At 66.3% G+C, this 16,999-nt stretch carries 14 protein-coding genes; 4 read left to right on the top strand and 10 right to left on the bottom strand.

The genetic code is table 11. The features are described from left to right. Nucleotides 1–3 precede the first annotated feature (3 nt). Both feoB and ACTUWL_RS16905 read right to left on the bottom strand, forming a co-directional pair. Nucleotides 4–1,878 carry a ferrous iron transporter B gene (feoB, locus tag ACTUWL_RS16910; protein ID WP_021078874.1) on the bottom strand — a complete coding sequence of 625 codons (1,875 nt, stop codon included), beginning with the start codon at nucleotides 1,876–1,878 and terminating at the stop codon, nucleotides 4–6. Further along, nucleotides 1,875–2,162 carry a FeoA family protein gene (locus ACTUWL_RS16905; RefSeq protein ID WP_021078875.1) on the bottom strand — a complete coding sequence of 96 codons (288 nt, stop codon included), beginning with the start codon at nucleotides 2,160–2,162 and terminating at the stop codon, nucleotides 1,875–1,877. The genes feoB and ACTUWL_RS16905 overlap by 4 nt, the downstream gene beginning before the upstream one ends. A 365-nt stretch (nucleotides 2,163–2,527) precedes the next feature. On the opposite strand from ACTUWL_RS16905, the gene ACTUWL_RS16900 reads away from it, so the two are divergent. The 3 genes from ACTUWL_RS16900 (at nucleotide 2,528) to ACTUWL_RS16890 (ending at nucleotide 7,895) form a co-directional block, all read left to right on the top strand. Beyond that, nucleotides 2,528–4,672, top strand: coding sequence for a hybrid sensor histidine kinase/response regulator (locus ACTUWL_RS16900; protein WP_021078876.1), 2,145 nt, complete (start codon nucleotides 2,528–2,530; stop codon nucleotides 4,670–4,672). Nucleotides 4,673–4,878: 206 nt separating this feature from the next. Then, entirely contained in the window at nucleotides 4,879–5,265 is a 387-nt protein-coding gene (locus tag ACTUWL_RS16895) for a VOC family protein (protein ID WP_021078877.1), read from the top strand. 329 nt (nucleotides 5,266–5,594) lie between these two features. Beyond that, the gene (locus tag ACTUWL_RS16890; RefSeq protein ID WP_106940270.1) at nucleotides 5,595–7,895 is read left to right on the top strand and encodes an OmpA family protein; all 2,301 of its coding nucleotides are present in this window, start codon (nucleotides 5,595–5,597) and stop codon (nucleotides 7,893–7,895) included. Nucleotides 7,896–8,045: 150 nt separating this feature from the next. On the opposite strand, the gene ACTUWL_RS16885 is transcribed toward ACTUWL_RS16890, so the two are convergent. After that, complete coding sequence (locus tag ACTUWL_RS16885) at nucleotides 8,046–9,803, bottom strand: alkaline phosphatase (RefSeq protein WP_021078261.1); 1,758 nt, start codon at nucleotides 9,801–9,803, stop codon at nucleotides 8,046–8,048. A 114-nt stretch (nucleotides 9,804–9,917) separates the two neighbouring features. Next, nucleotides 9,918–10,283 carry a hypothetical protein gene (locus ACTUWL_RS16880; protein ID WP_021078260.1) on the bottom strand — a complete coding sequence of 122 codons (366 nt, stop codon included), beginning with the start codon at nucleotides 10,281–10,283 and terminating at the stop codon, nucleotides 9,918–9,920. Between the two features lie 95 nt (nucleotides 10,284–10,378). On the opposite strand from ACTUWL_RS16880, the gene ACTUWL_RS16875 reads away from it, so the two are divergent. Beyond that, the gene (locus ACTUWL_RS16875; RefSeq protein ID WP_021078259.1) at nucleotides 10,379–10,966 is read left to right on the top strand and encodes a TetR/AcrR family transcriptional regulator; all 588 of its coding nucleotides are present in this window, start codon (nucleotides 10,379–10,381) and stop codon (nucleotides 10,964–10,966) included. 170 nt (nucleotides 10,967–11,136) lie between these two features. On the opposite strand, the gene argG is transcribed toward ACTUWL_RS16875, so the two are convergent. The 6 genes from argG to ACTUWL_RS16845 all read right to left on the bottom strand — a co-directional run bounded on the left by argG (nucleotide 11,137) and on the right by ACTUWL_RS16845 (nucleotide 16,902). Then, nucleotides 11,137–12,474: an argininosuccinate synthase gene (gene argG / locus ACTUWL_RS16870; RefSeq protein WP_021078258.1), complete on the bottom strand. Its 1,338-nt coding sequence runs from the start codon at nucleotides 12,472–12,474 to the stop codon at nucleotides 11,137–11,139. Between the two features lie 92 nt (nucleotides 12,475–12,566). Continuing rightward, entirely contained in the window at nucleotides 12,567–13,349 is a 783-nt protein-coding gene (locus ACTUWL_RS16865; protein ID WP_021078257.1) for a phosphatase PAP2 family protein, read from the bottom strand. Between the two features lie 39 nt (nucleotides 13,350–13,388). Continuing rightward, nucleotides 13,389–13,874 carry a hypothetical protein gene (locus ACTUWL_RS16860; protein ID WP_021078256.1) on the bottom strand — a complete coding sequence of 162 codons (486 nt, stop codon included), beginning with the start codon at nucleotides 13,872–13,874 and terminating at the stop codon, nucleotides 13,389–13,391. A 125-nt stretch (nucleotides 13,875–13,999) separates the two neighbouring features. Next, on the bottom strand, nucleotides 14,000–15,214 hold the full coding sequence (rlmN, locus tag ACTUWL_RS16855; protein WP_021078255.1) for a 23S rRNA (adenine(2503)-C(2))-methyltransferase RlmN: 1,215 nt from the start codon (nucleotides 15,212–15,214) through the stop codon (nucleotides 14,000–14,002). Between the two features lie 74 nt (nucleotides 15,215–15,288). Next, on the bottom strand, nucleotides 15,289–15,882 hold the full coding sequence (locus ACTUWL_RS16850) for an invasion associated locus B family protein (RefSeq protein ID WP_373011371.1): 594 nt from the start codon (nucleotides 15,880–15,882) through the stop codon (nucleotides 15,289–15,291). 180 nt (nucleotides 15,883–16,062) lie between these two features. After that, nucleotides 16,063–16,902, bottom strand: coding sequence for an SDR family oxidoreductase (locus ACTUWL_RS16845; protein WP_021078253.1), 840 nt, complete (start codon nucleotides 16,900–16,902; stop codon nucleotides 16,063–16,065). Between the last annotated feature and the right edge of the window lie 97 nt (nucleotides 16,903–16,999).

Below are 16,999 nucleotides of genomic sequence, written 5' to 3'. Positions count from 1 at the left end.
CCTTCAATGAAGGCCGAGCGCCTGCGCCAGGTTGAAGGTCAGGAAGCTCGCGGCATAGGCCAGCGTGAGCATGTAGATGAACGTCACCACCATCCACTTCGCGCCGCCGGTCTCGCGGCGGATTACCGCCAATGTCGAGGCGCATTGCGGGGCGAAGATGTACCAGACCAGCAGCGACAGCGCGGTCGCCAACGTCCATTTCTGCGCCAGCACCTGGCCGATCTGGTCGGCGGCTTCCTTGCCGCCCTCGATCGAATAGACGGTGCCGAGCGCGGCGACCGCGACCTCGCGCGCCGCCATGCCCGGGATCAGCGCCACCGCGATCTGCCAGTTGAAGCCGATCGGCCGCAGCAGCGGCTCGAGCGCATGACCGATCATCGCGGCGAAGCTGTAGTTGATCGCCGGCCCCTCGGCGCCGGTGGGCGCCTGCGGGAACGAGGCCAGGAACCAGATCAGCACCATCATCGAGAGGATCGTGGTGCCGGCGCGATACAGGAACATCTTGGCGCGGTTGAACACGCCGATCGCGATGCTGCGCAGCCGCGGCATCTTGTAGTCGGGCAACTCCAGCATGAACGGCGCCGGCGCATGGTCGCGCCACAGGAAGAATTTCGCGACCGCCGAGACCGTCAGCGCGCTGGTGATGCCGGCGGCATAGAGGCCGAACATCACGAGCCCCTGCAGATTGACGAACCCCCAGAGCGTGGTCGCCGGAACGAAGGCCGAGATGATCAGCGTGTAGACCGGAATTCGCGCCGAACAGGTCATCAGCGGCGCGATCAGGATCGTGGTCAGGCGGTCGCGGCGGTTGTCGATCACCCGCGTCGCCATGATGCCGGGAATGGCGCAGGCGAAGCTCGACAGCAGCGGAATGAAGGCCCGGCCATGCAGCCCGGCGCCGCCCATGATGCGGTCCATCAGGAACGCGGCGCGCGCCATATAGCCGAAATCTTCCAGCAGCAGGATGAACAGGAAGATGATGATGATCTGCGGCAGGAACACGATGACGCTGCCGACGCCCGAGATCAGGCCGTTCTGCAGGAAGCTCTGCAACAGGCCCCAGCTCGCGGGCAGCAGGTCGTGGATCAGTTGCCCGAGCGCGGCAAAGCCGTCCGACAGCAGCTCCATCGCCGGCTGCGCCCAGGTGAACACCGCCTGGAACATCACGAACAGGATCACGGCCAGGATCACGAGACCCCAGACCGGATGCAGCACGACCGAATCGATCCGGTTGGTCAGCGTGTCGGGCTTGGTCGGCAGCGTCACCGCCGCGGCAATGATGCGGTCGGCCTCGCGCTGGGCGGCCTTGAGATCGGCGATCGTCGGCGTCGTCCATTCGCTGGCCGCGGCCTGGTGCGACGTTGCCAGGAATTCGTCGGTCCGCTTCAGGAGCTCGTCGACGCCGCCCTTGCGGACCGCGACGGCGGTCACGATCGGCAGGCCGAGCTCCTGCGACATGCGATCGAGATCGATCGTCACGCCGCGGCGCTTCGCAATGTCGATCATGTTGAGCACGAGCATCATCGGCCGGCCGACACGCTTCAATTCGAGCACCAGGCGCAAGGTCAGCCGCAGATTGGTGGCGTCCGCGACGCAGAGCACGAGATCGGGCACCGCCTCGCCGTCGAAACGACCGAGCACGATGTCGCGGGTGATCTCTTCGTCCGGGCTGCGGCCGCGCAGCGAATAGGTGCCGGGCAAGTCGAGCACCGTCACGCTGCGGCCCTCCGGCGTGACGAAGCCGCCGGATTTGCGCTCGACCGTGACGCCGGGATAATTGGCGACTTTCTGGGTGCTGCCGGTCAGCCGGTTGAACAGCGAGGTCTTGCCGGTGTTCGGCGCACCGACCAGCGCCAGTCGCAGGGATGCAGTGGTCATTCGACGATCACAGCCATGGCTTCGCTCCGGCGCAGCGCGATCGTGATGTTGTCGACGCGTACCGCGATCGGATCCCGCCGGATCGTGCCCTCATGCAGGATTTCCACGCGCGCGCCCTCGACAAATCCCATCTCCACCAGGCGCTGCTCCAGCTCCTGCGGAGAGAGCGATGAACCCGTCACGAGCGCATCGAGCCTGATGATCTTTCCGACAAAACCGCGATCCGCATGTCCGAGCCGGGTGTCCTGAACATTAACCTGGGAAGTGCCTGGATCGCCTGTCATGCGGCCTGTTTTTCAGCAGGTAGTCGCAGGGTCAAGCATTTGCCCGTGAGAGGTTTTAGAACTCCTAAAAACAGCCCCTGCGATCGTCATCCCGGCCGGATTTCCGCTTGACCGCCGCGCTCCAGCTAACGAGGTCGTGATCCCTCCGGGCGGCGGCCTCGGGGCCGGCACGCGGGCCAACGGACATTCGGCTCCCACGCGGGCGGGATCGCCGTCCGCGCCGGGCCCGAATATCAACCGGCGGCCGGCCGATCGCCCCTAACCGCCTTTCGCTGCCCGCGGACGTTGGATGAGCCTCCGGGGCGGGGATTTGCTTCCTCCGGCACAATGGTTTGCGTTAAGCTCCGCAAGGAGCCGGAGCGCCCGTGCCGACCGCACAACGCAATTCGCTGATACTGCTGCGATGGATGATGGCCGCCTCGCTGGCCCTTCCGCTGGCGCTGTTCCTGTTCGCTTCGGCGATGTCCCGGGTTTCAAACAGCGACGCCGCCGACCAGGAAATCCAGCGGACCCTCGACGTCACCCATGAACACGCGCTCAAGGTGTTCGAGACCATCGACCGCAGCCTGGGCGAGATCACCGAGGTCGTCCGCGGGATGAGCGACGCCGACATCGCCGCGCGCGAGAAGAGCCTGCACGAGCGGCTGCGCCAGGTCGCCGATACGCTTCCCCAGGTGAAATCGATCTGGGTGTTCGATGCCAGCGGCCATGCCCTGGTCAACAGCCTGGTCGAGCCGGCCCCCGACGTCGATTTCTCGGATCGGGACTACTTCCGGATCCATGCCGAGCGCGACATCGGCACCTTTATCGGCGAGGTGCTGACCCCGCGGCCGCCCTATCAGGGCGCGCGGTTCTTCAGCGTCGGCCGGCGCCGCAGCAACGCGGATGGCAGCTTTGCCGGCGTGATCCAGGCTTCGGTGCTTCCGGAGTATTTCGAGAACTTCTATGCGCGGATCGGCCGGGAGCCCGGCAGCTTCCTGGCTCTGATCCGGACCGATGGCGCGGTGCTGGCGCATTTCCCCGTCGTCGACCACGACGTCAGATTCGAGCCGAGCGGGCCGCTCGGACAGCAGATGGCCGCCAATCCGCTGGCCGGCACCATGACGATCCGCTCCCCCGTCGACGGTATCGAGCGGCGCATGCGCTATGAGCGGCTGTCCGAATACCCGATCTATGTCAGCGCCGGTCTCGAAACCTCGGCGATCCGGGCGCGCTGGATCAACACCATGGCCCAGCACCTGATCTTCGGCATCCCGGCCACCGCGCTGCTGTTCGGCCTGCTGGCGCTGGCCTACCAGCGAACCGAGCGGCTGGAGGAGGAGGCCAACCGGCGGATCGAGGCCGAGGATGCGCTGCGGCACGGCCAGCGGCTCGAAGCGCTCGGGCAACTCACCGGCGGCGTCGCGCACGACTTCAACAATCTGCTCACCGTGATCCGCGCATCGGTCGACATGTTGCGGCGGCCGGACCTGCCGGAGCCGCGACGGCAGCGCTACATCGATGCGATCTCCAACACGGTGAACCGCGCCGCCAAGCTGACCAACCAGCTGCTGGCGTTCGCGCGCCGGCAGACCCTCAAGCCCGAAGTGTTCGACGCCTGCCAGAACGTCCGCACCCTGAGCGAGATGATCGCCACCCTGATCGGTTCGCGCATCGAGATCACGGCGCAGGTGCCCGATAAGACCTGCCTCGTCAACGCCGATGCCGGCCAGTTCGAGACCGCCATCATCAATATGGCGGTGAATGCGCGCGACGCGATGGATGGCGTCGGCCGGCTCACGATCGCGGTCCGCGCCGTGGACGATCTGCCGCCCGGGACGAGCATGCCGCCGAGTCCGCACGGCTATGTCGCGGTGTCGGTGGCCGATACCGGCGTCGGAATTCCGCAGGAGCTGTTCGGCCGGATCTTCGAGCCGTTTTACACCACCAAGGAGGTCGGTCACGGCACCGGTCTCGGCCTGTCGCAGGTGTTCGGCTTCGCCAAGCAATCCGGCGGCGAGGTCACCGTCAGCAGCGAGATCGGCAAGGGCTCGACATTCACGCTGTATCTGCCGCGCGTGGTCGGCAGGCACAACGCGCAATCGCCGCTCACCGAGGATGCGCCTCCGGTCGATCCGACCAATGCGTCGGTCCTGATCGTCGAGGACAACGCCGAGGTCGGAAAGTTCGCCGCCGACACGCTGACCCAGCTCGGTTGCACCTGTGTTTTGGTGGAGAACGCCACCCACGCGCTGGAAGAGCTGGCCGTCGACCCCGGCAGGTTCGACCTCGTGTTCACCGATGTCGTGATGCCGGGCATGAGCGGCATCGAACTTGCGGAGGAGATTCGCCGGCAGCGGCTCGATCTGCCGATCGTGCTCGCCTCCGGCTACAGCCAGGTGTTGTCGCAGCAGGGCAGCGGCGGCTTCGAGCTGCTGCAGAAGCCCTATTCGGCCGAGCAACTGGCACGCGTGCTACACAAGGCCGCGCGCTCGCGCCGGCTACGGCGGGATCAGGCGCCGGCGGGGTGAAGTGAATCGCGTGCGCGTGCCACACATTCGCTGTCGTCCTGGCAAACCCATAGCCACCGGCTTCGGTCGTGGGAGAGACCATCGGCGGCTAGAGCAGCCCCCGGATTGCGCTTCACTTCATCCGGGCCACATCTTCACTTCCACTTTTCAAGGAAGGGTGAAACGAAAACGCGGACAGAGATTCGCCGCAACAAGGGAGGCTCGCGATGATCGACCATATCGGCTTTTCGGTCTCTGACTACGAACGCGCGAAGGCGTTCTACCAGGCGGCGCTGGCGCCGCTTGATTACGGCCTGATCATGGAAGTGCCCGCGGAAGTAACCGGGCACGCGCCGACGGCAGGCTTCGGCGCCAACGGCAAGCCGGATTTCTGGATCGGCGGCGAAGGCGCGATGAACAAGCCGGTGCATATCGCCATCACCGCCAAGGACCGCGCCACCGTCGACGCCTTTTACAAGACCGCGATGGCGGCCGGCGGCCGCGACAACGGCGCGCCGGGCATTCGCGCGCATTATCACCCGACCTATTACGGGGCCTTCGTGCTCGATCCCGACGGCCACAACATCGAGGCGGTCTGCCACACGCCCGAATAGCGGCCGGACGAATTGGCCGGGCAACGCCGAATCAACAGCGCGCGGGCCGTCCGGACCATCCTGCATGCGACCTGCGACAGATCGACCCGCCCGGCGATCGATCACGCGCGCGCCTCAGTTCCACATCGATTGCGAGTGTGTCGAAGCGTTTCTTCTGAATGTCTAGTGAACAAAGCCACATGCAACCCGTTATAATGTCGAAATAAACTTCGCCGATGATTCGGCACTCGCCACAATCCGGCCTAACGGCTGGCAATTCATCGTCCTGCCGAATTGTTCGGTTCTGACTTTCCTTCCTGCCCAGACTTTCCGCCGGGGACTCCAAGATCATGACAAAGCTTCGTCTCGTGCTGCTTGCCACGACTGCGCTGACGGTGATGCAGTTCGCCACCTCAGCGTCGCACGCACAAAATTCGCCGCTGGTCGTCGCACAGGCGCAGCAGAAGGAAGAACTCGGACCAGACGGAAAGCCGAAGCCGCACCCGGCGCCCGGCGCTCCTGCACATCCGGCACCGCCGGCCGCAGCGCCACATCCGCAAGCGCCACCGCCAGCTGCCGCGCCACCCGCGCATCCGGCTCCGCCGCCGGCCGCAGCACCTGCACGGCCGGAGCCGCCGGCCGCAAGGCCGGCCCCGCCCGCAGCGCCGGCGCGGCCCGAACCGCCTGCCGCAGCGCCTCCAAAGCCGACGCCGCCTCCTGCGGCCGCACCGCATCCGGCGCCGCCCCCGGCTCCCGCACGGCCTGAACCGCCGGCCGCGCATCCGGTCACGCCGCCGGCCGCGGCACCTGCACGACCCGAACCGCCGGCCGCAAAGCCGGCGCCATTGCCCGCGCCTGCACGGCCGGAGCCGCCCGCGGCTGCTCCCGCGAAGCCTGTGACGCCGCCGCCGGCAGCGGCGCCCGCACATCCGACGCCGACGCCGCCACCCGCGGCAGCACCGCAGCGGCCGGGCACGCCGCCGACGCCAGTGCCTGGAGCCACTCCGGCCGCACCGGGTGCGGCGCATACGCCGCCGACACCCGCGCCAGGCGCCGCTCCAGCGGGACGCCCCGGCACGCCGTCCGCGACACCGACACCGGGAGCGGCAACACCAGCTCCGGGAGCTGCGACACCGGCGCCGGCCGAACGCCTCCGCGGAGAACGTCCCGGCGGCGAACGCCCTGCTGGCGAACGTCCTGCCGGCGAACGTCCCGGCGGAGCCAAGCAACCTCCGGGCACGCCGCCCGCGACCACCTCTCCGGCAACGCCCGCGCCTTCGGCGACGACGCCTCCGGCAGCAGGCGCGCCGGCGCGACCGGGCACCTCGCCCGCCGCGACCCCACCCGGCGCGACCACACCCACTCCGACGCCACCCGCTGCGACGCCGGCTCCGGGCCAGCAGGGACGTCCAGCCACACCGCCCGGAACGCCGGCGGCCCCTGGAGCGGCAATGGGTGCCCCTGGTGCGGCACCGGCTCCGGCTCAACAGGCACGCCCGGGTGCTGCGCCCGGCGTATCGCCCGCCCAAGGCGCCGCCATGGGCGCACCGGCACCGTCGGTCGTCCCCGGCTCGGCAGCCGCAACGCCGCCGCCCGGCCAGGCGCAATACGCCCCGCCGACGGTTGCGCCGGCATTCCGGGCTGCGCCCGCCGTTGCAGCGCCACTGCCGCCACCGCCGCGCCATGACAATATCACCCCGCTCGCCATCGGCGCTGCGGTCGGTGCGGGCGTGGTGGCCGGCGCCATCCTCGGCGGGAGTATCGCCGATCTGCGCGGCCAGCGGCAGGAAGTGGTCGAAGACGGCCGCACCATCTACACCGAGCCGGACCGGGTCATCATCCGCGACCCGAGCGGACAGGCCTATGTTCGTGGCGACGACGTCTATCGCTTCCGCTACGGCGCGCGTGACATCCGCACCGAGACGATCGGCGGCGAGACCCGGACCATCGTGATTCGTCCCGACGGCAGCGAGATCATCACCGTGGTCGGGTCCGATGGCCAGATGCTGCGCCGAATCCGCCGGGATCCCGGCGGGCGCGAGATCGTCATCATCGACAACACCTATCGCGATCCGCGTGCGGTCGGTGGCTTCTATGTCGACGTGCCGCCGCCGGTGGTCAACATTCCCTATGATCGCTACATCGTCGACGCTCAGGAAGCGTCGCCCGACGTGATCTACGAGACCATGGAGGCACCGCCGGTGCAGCGGATCGAGCGACGCTATTCGCTCGACGAGATCCGCTACAGCCCCAATGTCCGCATGCAGATGCCGAGCATCGACGTCAACACGATCAACTTCGACTCTGGATCGTGGACCATCCCACCCGACCAGGCGGCGAGGCTGCAGGTGATTGCCGACGGCCTCAACCGGGCCATCCAGCGCAATCCGCGCGAGGTGTTCCTGATCGAAGGCCATACGGACGCAACCGGCAACGACACCGACAATCTGTCGCTGTCCGACCGCCGCGCGCAGTCTGCCGCCGAATTGCTGACGCAGCAGTTCGGCGTGCCGGCCGAGAACCTGACTTCGCAGGGTTACGGCTCGCAATATCTGAAGGAGCAGACCGACGGACCGAGCCGCATCAACCGGCGCGTCACCGTCCGCCGCATCACCCCGCTGCTCACCGGCGCCTCCGCCGCTCCGCGCTGAGACGGCGAGACATCACGAGACCAAATGGCCGGGAGCAATCCCGGCCATTCTTGTTTTTGCGGAGTAACGATGGCTTGGCCCTCCCCGTCATTGCGCGCGGAGCGAAGCCCGTCATCCAGGACCGGGTGGCTCCTCGCAATGACGGCGAATTTATTTCCCCGCGCCCAGCCCCAGCGCCTCGACCATCACGCGAAACACCTCGGTGTTGTCCATCGAGCCGTGGACGCGCTCGCTGCCCGGCCCGGTGGCGGTGAGGATGACATCCTCGCCGGAATGCACGCTGGCACCGATCATCGCCGGCAGATTGCCGAAGCGCAGCACGACGCCGGGAACGTCCTTGTATTTGTCGTTGGCCTTGAAGGTGTCGGGCGCATCGCCCTTCACGGTCGGCTCGTTCGGATCGTCGAGCTTGGGACGGAACGTCTCGTAATGGTCGGGCAGGCTGGCCGAGAAGATCGCGAGCCGCCTGGAGACATCGACACGGGACGGATAACCCTCGGCATCGGGCGCCGGGTAGTTCGGAAAGCCGGCCTTCTCGTAGACGCCGACGCGCTCGCGCAGCGGTACGTTGGGCACGGCCGCCATGTCGTCGTTGATGGTGCCGACCAGGCTGTTCGGATGGTTGTGGTCGGCCACGACCAGGATCAGCGTATCGTCGCCACGCGCCTTGGCCCAGTCCTTGGCCAATCGCACCGCATTGTCGAGCATGATGGTGTCGTAGACCGCACGCTCCATGTCGAGCAGATGGGCGTATTTGTCGATCAGGCCGGACTCGACCATCAGGAAGAAGCCGGATTCGTGCTTCGACAGGATTGTGAGCGCGGCCTGGACCTGCGCGGTCAGGTCGGGTTGCTCGGGGAATTTTTTGACGCCGCCGCCCTTGAGGAACTTGCGGTCGAGCGCGCCGTCCATGTTGCCGGTCGCGAATAGACCGAGGAGTTTGCGGGTGTCCGGCTTGGCTGCGAGCGCATTCAGCTCGCTTGCCGTGGTCGCAAGCGGATAGCCGGCGTCGCGGAAGCGCGCGAGATAATCGATATCGTCCTTGCGTTTCGATCCCGCCGCGGACTGCGGCAGGAAGTTCGCGGAGCCGCCGCCCATCAGCACGTCGGGTTTGGCGTCGAAATATTGCGCGACGATCGCGTCATAGGCAGCGCGGCGGCGGGTATGCGCGAGCATCGCGGCCGGCGTGGCATCCTCGACTTCGGTGTTGGTGACGATACCGATGGCGAGGCCCGCCCGGCGCTTGGCCAGGCTCGCGATGGTCTCGACCCGGGGATCATCGAGCGGATCGGGCGTGCGATCGGCGTAGACGCCGAGCGCGTTGACCGCGGCCTTGTGGCCGGTGGCGTAGGCACTCGCGGCATTCGCGGAATCGGTGATGATCGAATCCGAGCCCGCGGTCGCGACCAGCGCCATCTGCGGCATGTCGTCGATCGCGAGCTTGCCGCGGCTCTTGCCTTCCGCAATTCCCTTGGAGAGGATTCGCGCGGCGACGCGGTGTGCCGGGGACATCCCGTCGCCGATGAACAAGATCACGTTCTTCGCCTTGCGCGGTCCGCTGTCGTAGACGGTCCAGGTCACGGTGCGGCTCTGCGTGCCGTCGCTGACTTCGACGGTCATCGGGCCGGCGTTGTCGAGCGAGACATCACGGAGCAGCAAGGCCGACTGGTCCTTGCCGGCTTCGCGCGCGGTGAAGATGCCGCTCTGGCCGAACACCGCGGCATAGTCCGCGCCGTTCAGCGTCACCTTCAACCTGGCCTGATCGACGACGCCGGCAAGCTCGACCTTGAAGTCGAATTTCGCGCCGACGAGAATATCCGCACGATCGATCGGATAGATGGTCTGGGCGAGCGCGGCCGTAGCCGACAACAATAGCGTGACCGCCACGCCAGCGACTGACTTGATCATGATCGATGCTCCGCCCCTTGCGTACACTGCGCGTCGGGGGCGGAGGCTAATGGTGGCGGATGACGCCGCAATGAGGCGGCGGCGGGACCTATTGCCGCAACGGCGGGCGGCGGGTCAGCGCGCCATCTGCTGCGGATCGTAGAAGAAGCGCTCCTCGACCAATTCCTCGCCGCGCCAGGTCTGCCAGGCGACCTCCTCCATGCTGCGGACCTTGCCGTCCTTAGCCGTGAATTCAAACCGCCAGCAGATCGCCGAATGGTCGCCGTCGAGCAGCAACGGCCCGAGCCGCGTGGTCTTGACACCGGAGACCGCGGCCAGCACCGCCGCCTCGCGCGCCGCCAGCGCCTCGCGGCCGACGCGCCATTCGCCGTCATTCTCCTGGGTGCGGGCATCGGCGGAGTAGAAGTTCCTGATGGCGCCGACATGGTCGTTGGCTTCGACCGTGTCCGCGAAGGCTTGCAGCGTCTTGAGGGAAGGCATGGCACTCTCCATTTACCGACTATTGGTCGGTAAATACCGACTGATAGTCTGTAAGTCAACTGGCGTCGCTGCGGAACCTGGGCTAGACATGCGTGATGGCAACCCAGGCCGAACGGCGCGAGAAGACCAGAGCCTCGATCGTCAAGGCGGCGCGCCGCATCTTTGGCGAGCGCGGCTTTGCGGCCGCGACGATGGACGACATCGCAAGCGGCGCGCGGGTTGCAAAGGGCGCGGTCTATCATCACTTCGCGACCAAGGAGGCGGTGTTCGAGGCGGTGTTCGAGCAGGTGTCGATCGACCTCGTCGCCGATCTCGACCGCATCTCGCGCGCCGAGAACGATCCACTCGCGGCGATGGCCGCGGGCACACAGGGCTATTTCGCGGCGTGCGCGAAGGGCCCGACCGGGCAGATCATCCTGCGCGATGGCCCGGCCGTGCTCGGCTGGGAGCGCTGGCGCGAGATCGACGCCAAACATTTCGGCGGCAAGTTTCCGCGCGCGCTGGCGGCCGCGATGGAGGCCGGCGTGATCGCGAAACAACCGATCGAGCCGTTGGCGCGGCTGTTGCTGGGTGCGGTGACGGAAGCAGCGGTCGCGGTGTCCGCGGGGCCCGACATCGGCAAGACCGGCACGGACTATGCGCGGGCGTTCGGCTCGCTGCTGGATGCGCTGAGGGTGAAGTAAGCCCAGCCCTCTCCCCGCGTCGTCCCGGCGAAAGCCGGGACCCATAACCACGACCGTCAATTGTTGCGCAACGCTGGAGCCACAGCTCGCTCTAACAACGCGATCCTGTGGTTATGGGTCCCGGCTTTCGCCGGGACGACAGCAAGTGTGCGACGACGGGCAGCCCCAGCTCAATCCTTGTCGTTCTTGAGCTGGAAAATCTGTGCGCCTTCGCCGCTCGAAATCAGTCCGGTCTTGTTATAGACGCCGAGCTTGGCGCGGGTGTCGGCGATGTCGAGGTTGCGCATCGTGAGCTGGCCGATGCGGTCGGCCGGCGTGAAGGCGGCGTCCTCGACCTTCTCCATGCTGAGCCGCTCCGGCGCATAGGTCAGGTTCGGGCTCTCGGTGTTTGATATCGAGTAGTCGTTGCCGCGGCGCAGTTCGAGCGTCACCTCGCCGGTGACGGCGCTCGCGACCCAGCGCTGCGCGGTCTCGCGCAGCATCAAGGCCTGCGAATCGAACCAGCGGCCCTGATAGAGCAAGCGGCCGAGCCGCATGCCGTTGATGCGGTACTGCTCGATCGTATCCTCGTTGTGGATGCCGGTGACCAGCCGCTCATAGGCGATGTGCAGCAGCGCCATGCCGGGCGCCTCGTAGATGCCGCGGCTCTTGGCCTCGATGATGCGGTTCTCGATCTGGTCGCTCATGCCGAGGCCGTGGCGGCCGCCGATCGCATTGGCTTCCAGGAACAGCGCGACCGGATCGGCAAAACTCCTGCCGTTCAGCGCGACCGGCTGGCCTTCCTCGAAGCGCACCACGACCTTCTCGGGCTTCACATCACAATCGGCGCGCCAGAACGGCACGCCCATGATCGGATTGACGATGGTGATGCCGCTCGACAGGCTCTCGAGATCCTTGGCCTCATGCGTCGCGCCGAGCAGATTGCTGTCGGTCGAATAGGCCTTCTCCGCGCTCATCTTGTAGGCGAAGCCCTGCGCGGTCATGAAGGCCGACATTTCGGCGCGGCCGCCGAGCTCGTCGATGAACTGCTGGTCGAGCCAGGGCTTGTAAATGCGCAGGCTCGGATTGGTCAGCAGGCCGTAGCGATAGAAGCGCTCGATGTCGTTGCCCTTGAAGGTCGAACCGTCGCCCCAGATGTTGACGCCGTCCTCCTGCATCGCCGCGACCAGCATGGTGCCGGTCACCGCGCGGCCAAGCGGCGTGGTGTTGAAATAGGTGATGCCGCCGGTCGAGATATGGAACGCGCCGGATTGGATCGCGGCAATGCCTTCGTGGACCAGCTGGGTGCGGCAGTCGACCAGGCGCGCCTTCTCGGCGCCGAAATCCATCGCCTTGCGCGGGATCGCATCGTAATCGGCCTCGTCGGGCTGGCCGAGATTGGCGGTGTAAGCGAACACCTTGGCGCCCTTCAGCTTCATCCAGAGCAGCGCCGCCGAGGTGTCGAGCCCGCCCGAGAACGCGATGCCGACTTTTTCGCCAGTGGGCAGGCTTTTCAGAATCGTGCTCATGGGACAGTCCAATCGGTCGAAATGGATGAGGTTTCTGGAAGTCGCGATAACAAATTTCCGAAGCGGGGGCACGCCTTTAATCAGGCCCCTGATCAAGCCTCGGGCTGGCTGGGCTCCGCCTTGCCGCCGCGGCGCCAGCGCTGCATCCAGCGGTAGCCGGGCATCGCGAGCCGCGTCAGCGCGGCATCGACCTGGGCGTCGGTCAACCGAGTCGCCGCCCAGCGGTAGATCAGCGCATAAAACAGCCAGACGGTGAAGAACGACACCAGGCCGGCGATCGCGACATCGGTGAAGAAATGACCGCCGAAGGCCATGCGAAGGGCGCTGGTGACGATGCCGAACACGGTCGCCCCGGCAAAGGCCAGCGGCCGCCAGGCGGGCGGCGTCAGCGCCGCCGGCGCGTAGGTCCAGAACGCGGTGGCGCCCTCGCCGGAGAAGAACGAGCAGTTGCGCGGGCAGCCGCCGCGCGGGTCCCACCACGGCTTGAATGCAAGGTCGCCGCCGAACTGCGTCACGAACACCGGCCGCGGCCGGCCCCAATAGTTCTTGAAGGTGAGGTTGGTGAGCACGCCGGCCGAGAGCAGCATCGTGGTGAGCAGGAACACCGCGGCGCGGCCGGACATCAGCATCGGCCGGTCCGGCCGGATGAATTTCCAGACGATGGTCACGATCGCCGGCAGCACCAGCGCCCATGCGATCCACATCGCCGCATCGCGCGCGAACTGCGCCACCGTATCGAGCTTCACGGGGAAGGTGTTCTGCGCGGCATTGTAGAACAGCGCCGCCAGCTTGAGGTCGAGCTCGGGATAAATCCCGAACAGGATGCCGACGACGAGCGCCAGCGCCAGCGCAATGAAAAGTCCGGTCCGGTTCATGGCGCGCGGTTTAGCCGAGGCGAGAGGGCATGGGAAGCTTCACGGCCGCGGCGATTGCGACGGCAATGGCGGGGGCGGCGGCAGGGGGCGTGGCGGCTCGCGCCAGGCGCCGGCGGTGCGGCCGGCGATCAGCCAGTACACCAGACCCGCGACGATGCCGGCGCCGGTCATGATCTCCATGTGCCGGCGCACGATGCCGTGGAATTGCACCGTATCGGGATCGAACGGGATCAGGCCGAGATAGCAGGCTGCGCCGACGATCGCACCGCCGATCGCATAAGCTAGCACGCTCCTGATGAAGAACGCTTCGGTGATCAGCACCACGATCAGCGCCGGCAACAGCGCAAAGCCGGAGATGAAGATGAAGCCGAAGCCGAGCACGATGTCGATCGCGCTCTGGTCGATCTGGCCGCCGAAATCGGAGATCTCGGGATACAGCACCGCGCCGACCACGATGATCCCGGCCACGAAGCAGGCCATCAGGAAACCGAACGCGACGACGAACAGGCGGCCGATCAAGGCCATGCTAGCACTCCTCCGTCATTGCGAGGAGCGAAGCGACGAAGCAATCCATCCTTCAGCAAGCTCGGACATGGATTGCTTCACTTCGCTCGCAATGACGCCGTGGGGAGCGTTGTCGCTCACGGCTTTCAATCCGTCATCGCCATCGCGCGCAGCGCCTGGCGCTCGCGGGCGGAGAGCTTTTCGGTCTCCGACTTGAGCTGGCCGCAGGCGGCGAGGATGTCGCGGCCGCGCGGGGTGCGCACCGGCGAGGAATAGCCGGCGTTGAAGATGTATTCGGAGAACTTTTCGATCTGCTCCCAGTCCGAGCATTCGTAGGCCGTGCCCGGCCACGGATTGAACGGGATCAGATTGATCTTCGCCGGAATGCCCTTGAGCAGCTTCACCAGGAGCTTGGCGTCATCGAGCGAATCGTTGACGCCCTTGAGCATCACATATTCGAAGGTGATGCGCCGTGCATTCGAGGCGCCGGGATAATCGCGGCAGGCCTGCAACAGCTCCTTGATCGGATATTTGCGGTTCAGCGGCACCAGCTCGTTGCGCAATTCGTCACGCACCGCATGCAGCGAGATCGCCAGCATCACGCCGATCTCATCACCGGTGCGCTTGATGTTCGGCACAACACCCGAGGTCGACAGCGTGATGCGGCGGCGGGAAATGCCGATGCCTTCATTGTCGCCGACGATCAACAGCGCATCGCGCACCGCGTCGAAATTGTAGAGCGGCTCACCCATCCCCATCATCACGATGTTGGTGACGCGGCGCGTGCCGTCCTCGCGGTCGGCCCAGTCGTTCAGCCGGTCGCGCGCCACCATCACCTGGCCGACGATCTCGCCGGCAGTGAGGTTGCGCACCAGCCGCTGCGTGCCGGTGTGGCAGAACGAGCAGTTCAGGGTGCAGCCGACCTGCGAGGAAACGCACAGCGTGCCGCGATCGGTCTCGGGGATGTAGACGCACTCGACCTCATGCGCCCGCTCGACCTTGTCGCCGCTCGGCAGCCGCAGCAGCCATTTGCGCGTGCCGTCATTGGAGATCTGCTCGGCGACCACCTCGGGACGGTCGACGGTAAAATGCTTCTCGAGCTCGGCGCGCATGTCCTTCGAGACGTTGGTCATCTCGGCAAAGCTCTTGGCGCCGCGGAAATACATCCAGTTCCAGAGCTGCTGGGTGCGCATCTTGCGCTGGCCGGCGTGCACGCCGATCTCGCCCAGGCGATCGGCTATTTCGGCGCGCGACAGCCCGATCAGCGACGGCTTGGCCGGCGGCACATAGGTCTCGAGCGGAACTTTTTCGACCAGCGCGCTGGCGCCGGACCCGGCCTTGGTGGTTGCGGTGTCGGTCATGAAACCTCAAATAGGCCTTCCAGCCGGTGCTGGAAAGCCACGAAATACCTCGATTTTGCGTTTCCGAGCCGGCCCTAGCGCCGGCAGTCCTGCCCCAGCCGGTCGAGCGCCTGCGCCAAGCCCTTCAGCGAGAAGCTGTCGATCGTCTCGGTACCCTTCGCCGAGACGGCTTTTACCGTCAGATCGGCCGATTTGCGCATGGCTTCCACCATCCGCTCCTCCTCGGCCGCATTCTTGATCCAGAGGCCATCGCCCTGCGTGTACATCGCATAGGTTCCGCCGCCGACCTGCAACGTCGATTCCGAGCCCGGCTTCACGGTGTAGCCGATCATGATCGAGACTTCGTTGACGACCTTCTCCGCCGGACGGGTGGAGATGAAGGCATAGGCCGGATCGCGCGGCCGGTTCGGCGGATTGGTCTTCGACGAGGACGGCTTGGCGAGCGCAAAGCACACCTTCTTGCCGTTGGGCGAGGCGGTGTACGCGCCCCAGGTGCCGAATTGGCCGATCAAGGTCGGCTCCGCACCGCCGGCCGCAGCCGCGGCGGCCGAAGGCGCCGGCTTGGCCGCTTCCTTGGCCGCATCTTTCTTGGGCGCAGCCTGCGTCGGCGCGAGGGAGATGATCCCGCACAGGACACAAGCCGCCAGTGATGTCAGAATCTGCCGCACGGCCAACTGGTTCCCCCATCATTGTGACTGCAAGATGGCCCGGCGATTCCCCCTCCGCCGGCTTGGATGGATAACCGGGAAACGCTTTTTTGGGAAGGCAGTTCGGCCTGGATGCGCCTCGGCCACAGCCGCACGCGCATCCATTCTTACTCAGCGCTTGTGATCGCGCATCAGCCTTCATCAACCCTTGGCGCGCGCCGCGCGCTGGCTCTCCCACTGCGCGTCGGTCCATTGCAGCAGGTCCTCGGCACCGGAACTGCGCAAATGCGAGCCGCCGTCCTGCACCACCATCTCGCCATTGATGTAGCCGGCCTGATCCGAGATCAGGAAGGTCGCGAGATTAGCAAGCTCCGAATGCTCGCCGGCACGGCCGAGCGGATTGCGATGCGACCAGGTCTCGCCGCGCCCTTCGGGACGCAGTTGACCGGTCGCACCCGGCGTCGGGAATGCACCCGGCGCGATCGCCACGGTGCGGATGCCCTTCGGGCCCCACTCGACGGCGAGGCTCTTGGTCATCGCCAGCACCGCGGTCTTGGCCATCGACGACGGCACCGTGAAGGCGCGGCCGGTGATGGTCGAGGTCGACAGGATCGAGAGCACCACGCCCTTGTGCTTGCCTTCGATCCAGCGGCGGCCGGCGGCGAGCGTGCAGTACATCGTTCCATGCAGGGTCGGTGCGAGGATCGCGTCCGCGGCGCGGAATGACAAATGTTCGCTCTGCGCAATAAAGGTTGCGGCAGCATTGTTGACCAGCACGTCGATCGGCGCGTCCTGCCACACCTGGTCCATCATCGCCTCGACCGCGGCGCCATCGCGAATATCGCAGCGCGCGGTCGAGACCCTGGCGCCGAACGCGCTGCGGAATTTGCCTGCGGTTTCCTCCAGCAGCGCCTCGCGCCGCCCGCAGATGATCAGTTCGGCGCCGAGTTCGGCAAAGCGGGCGCCCATCGCGGCGCCAAGGCCGGAGCCGCCGCCGGTGATCAGGATGCGCTTTTTCGCTAGCAGGCCTTTTTCAAACATAGTTTGATCCCTCCGCACTGTATTGTCGCTCCGCCGCAAATCCGGCATGAAGCTTGTAGTCCAAGATCTTGCAGCTCTTTCTGCGTCCGAAACTCAG

The organism is Bradyrhizobium sp. WCU1, assembly GCF_053474805.1.
This window is presented reverse-complemented; position numbering and strand designations above follow the sequence as displayed.

What these genes read in the sequence shown, in the direction of transcription:
- feoB (WP_021078874.1), bottom strand. Translation starts at nt 1,878, where the DNA reads ATGACCACTGCATCCCTGCGACTGGCGCTGGTCGGTGCGCCGAACACC.
- ACTUWL_RS16905 (WP_021078875.1), bottom strand. Translation starts at nt 2,162, where the DNA reads ATGACAGGCGATCCAGGCACTTCCCAGGTTAATGTTCAGGACACCCGG.
- ACTUWL_RS16895 (WP_021078877.1), top strand. Translation starts at nt 4,879, where the DNA reads ATGATCGACCATATCGGCTTTTCGGTCTCTGACTACGAACGCGCGAAG.
- ACTUWL_RS16890 (WP_106940270.1), top strand. Translation starts at nt 5,595, where the DNA reads ATGACAAAGCTTCGTCTCGTGCTGCTTGCCACGACTGCGCTGACGGTG.
- ACTUWL_RS16885 (WP_021078261.1), bottom strand. Translation starts at nt 9,803, where the DNA reads ATGATCAAGTCAGTCGCTGGCGTGGCGGTCACGCTATTGTTGTCGGCT.
- ACTUWL_RS16880 (WP_021078260.1), bottom strand. Translation starts at nt 10,283, where the DNA reads ATGCCTTCCCTCAAGACGCTGCAAGCCTTCGCGGACACGGTCGAAGCC.
- ACTUWL_RS16875 (WP_021078259.1), top strand. Translation starts at nt 10,379, where the DNA reads ATGGCAACCCAGGCCGAACGGCGCGAGAAGACCAGAGCCTCGATCGTC.
- argG (WP_021078258.1), bottom strand. Translation starts at nt 12,474, where the DNA reads ATGAGCACGATTCTGAAAAGCCTGCCCACTGGCGAAAAAGTCGGCATC.
- ACTUWL_RS16865 (WP_021078257.1), bottom strand. Translation starts at nt 13,349, where the DNA reads ATGAACCGGACCGGACTTTTCATTGCGCTGGCGCTGGCGCTCGTCGTC.
- ACTUWL_RS16860 (WP_021078256.1), bottom strand. Translation starts at nt 13,874, where the DNA reads ATGGCCTTGATCGGCCGCCTGTTCGTCGTCGCGTTCGGTTTCCTGATG.
- rlmN (WP_021078255.1), bottom strand. Translation starts at nt 15,214, where the DNA reads ATGACCGACACCGCAACCACCAAGGCCGGGTCCGGCGCCAGCGCGCTG.
- ACTUWL_RS16845 (WP_021078253.1), bottom strand. Translation starts at nt 16,902, where the DNA reads ATGTTTGAAAAAGGCCTGCTAGCGAAAAAGCGCATCCTGATCACCGGC.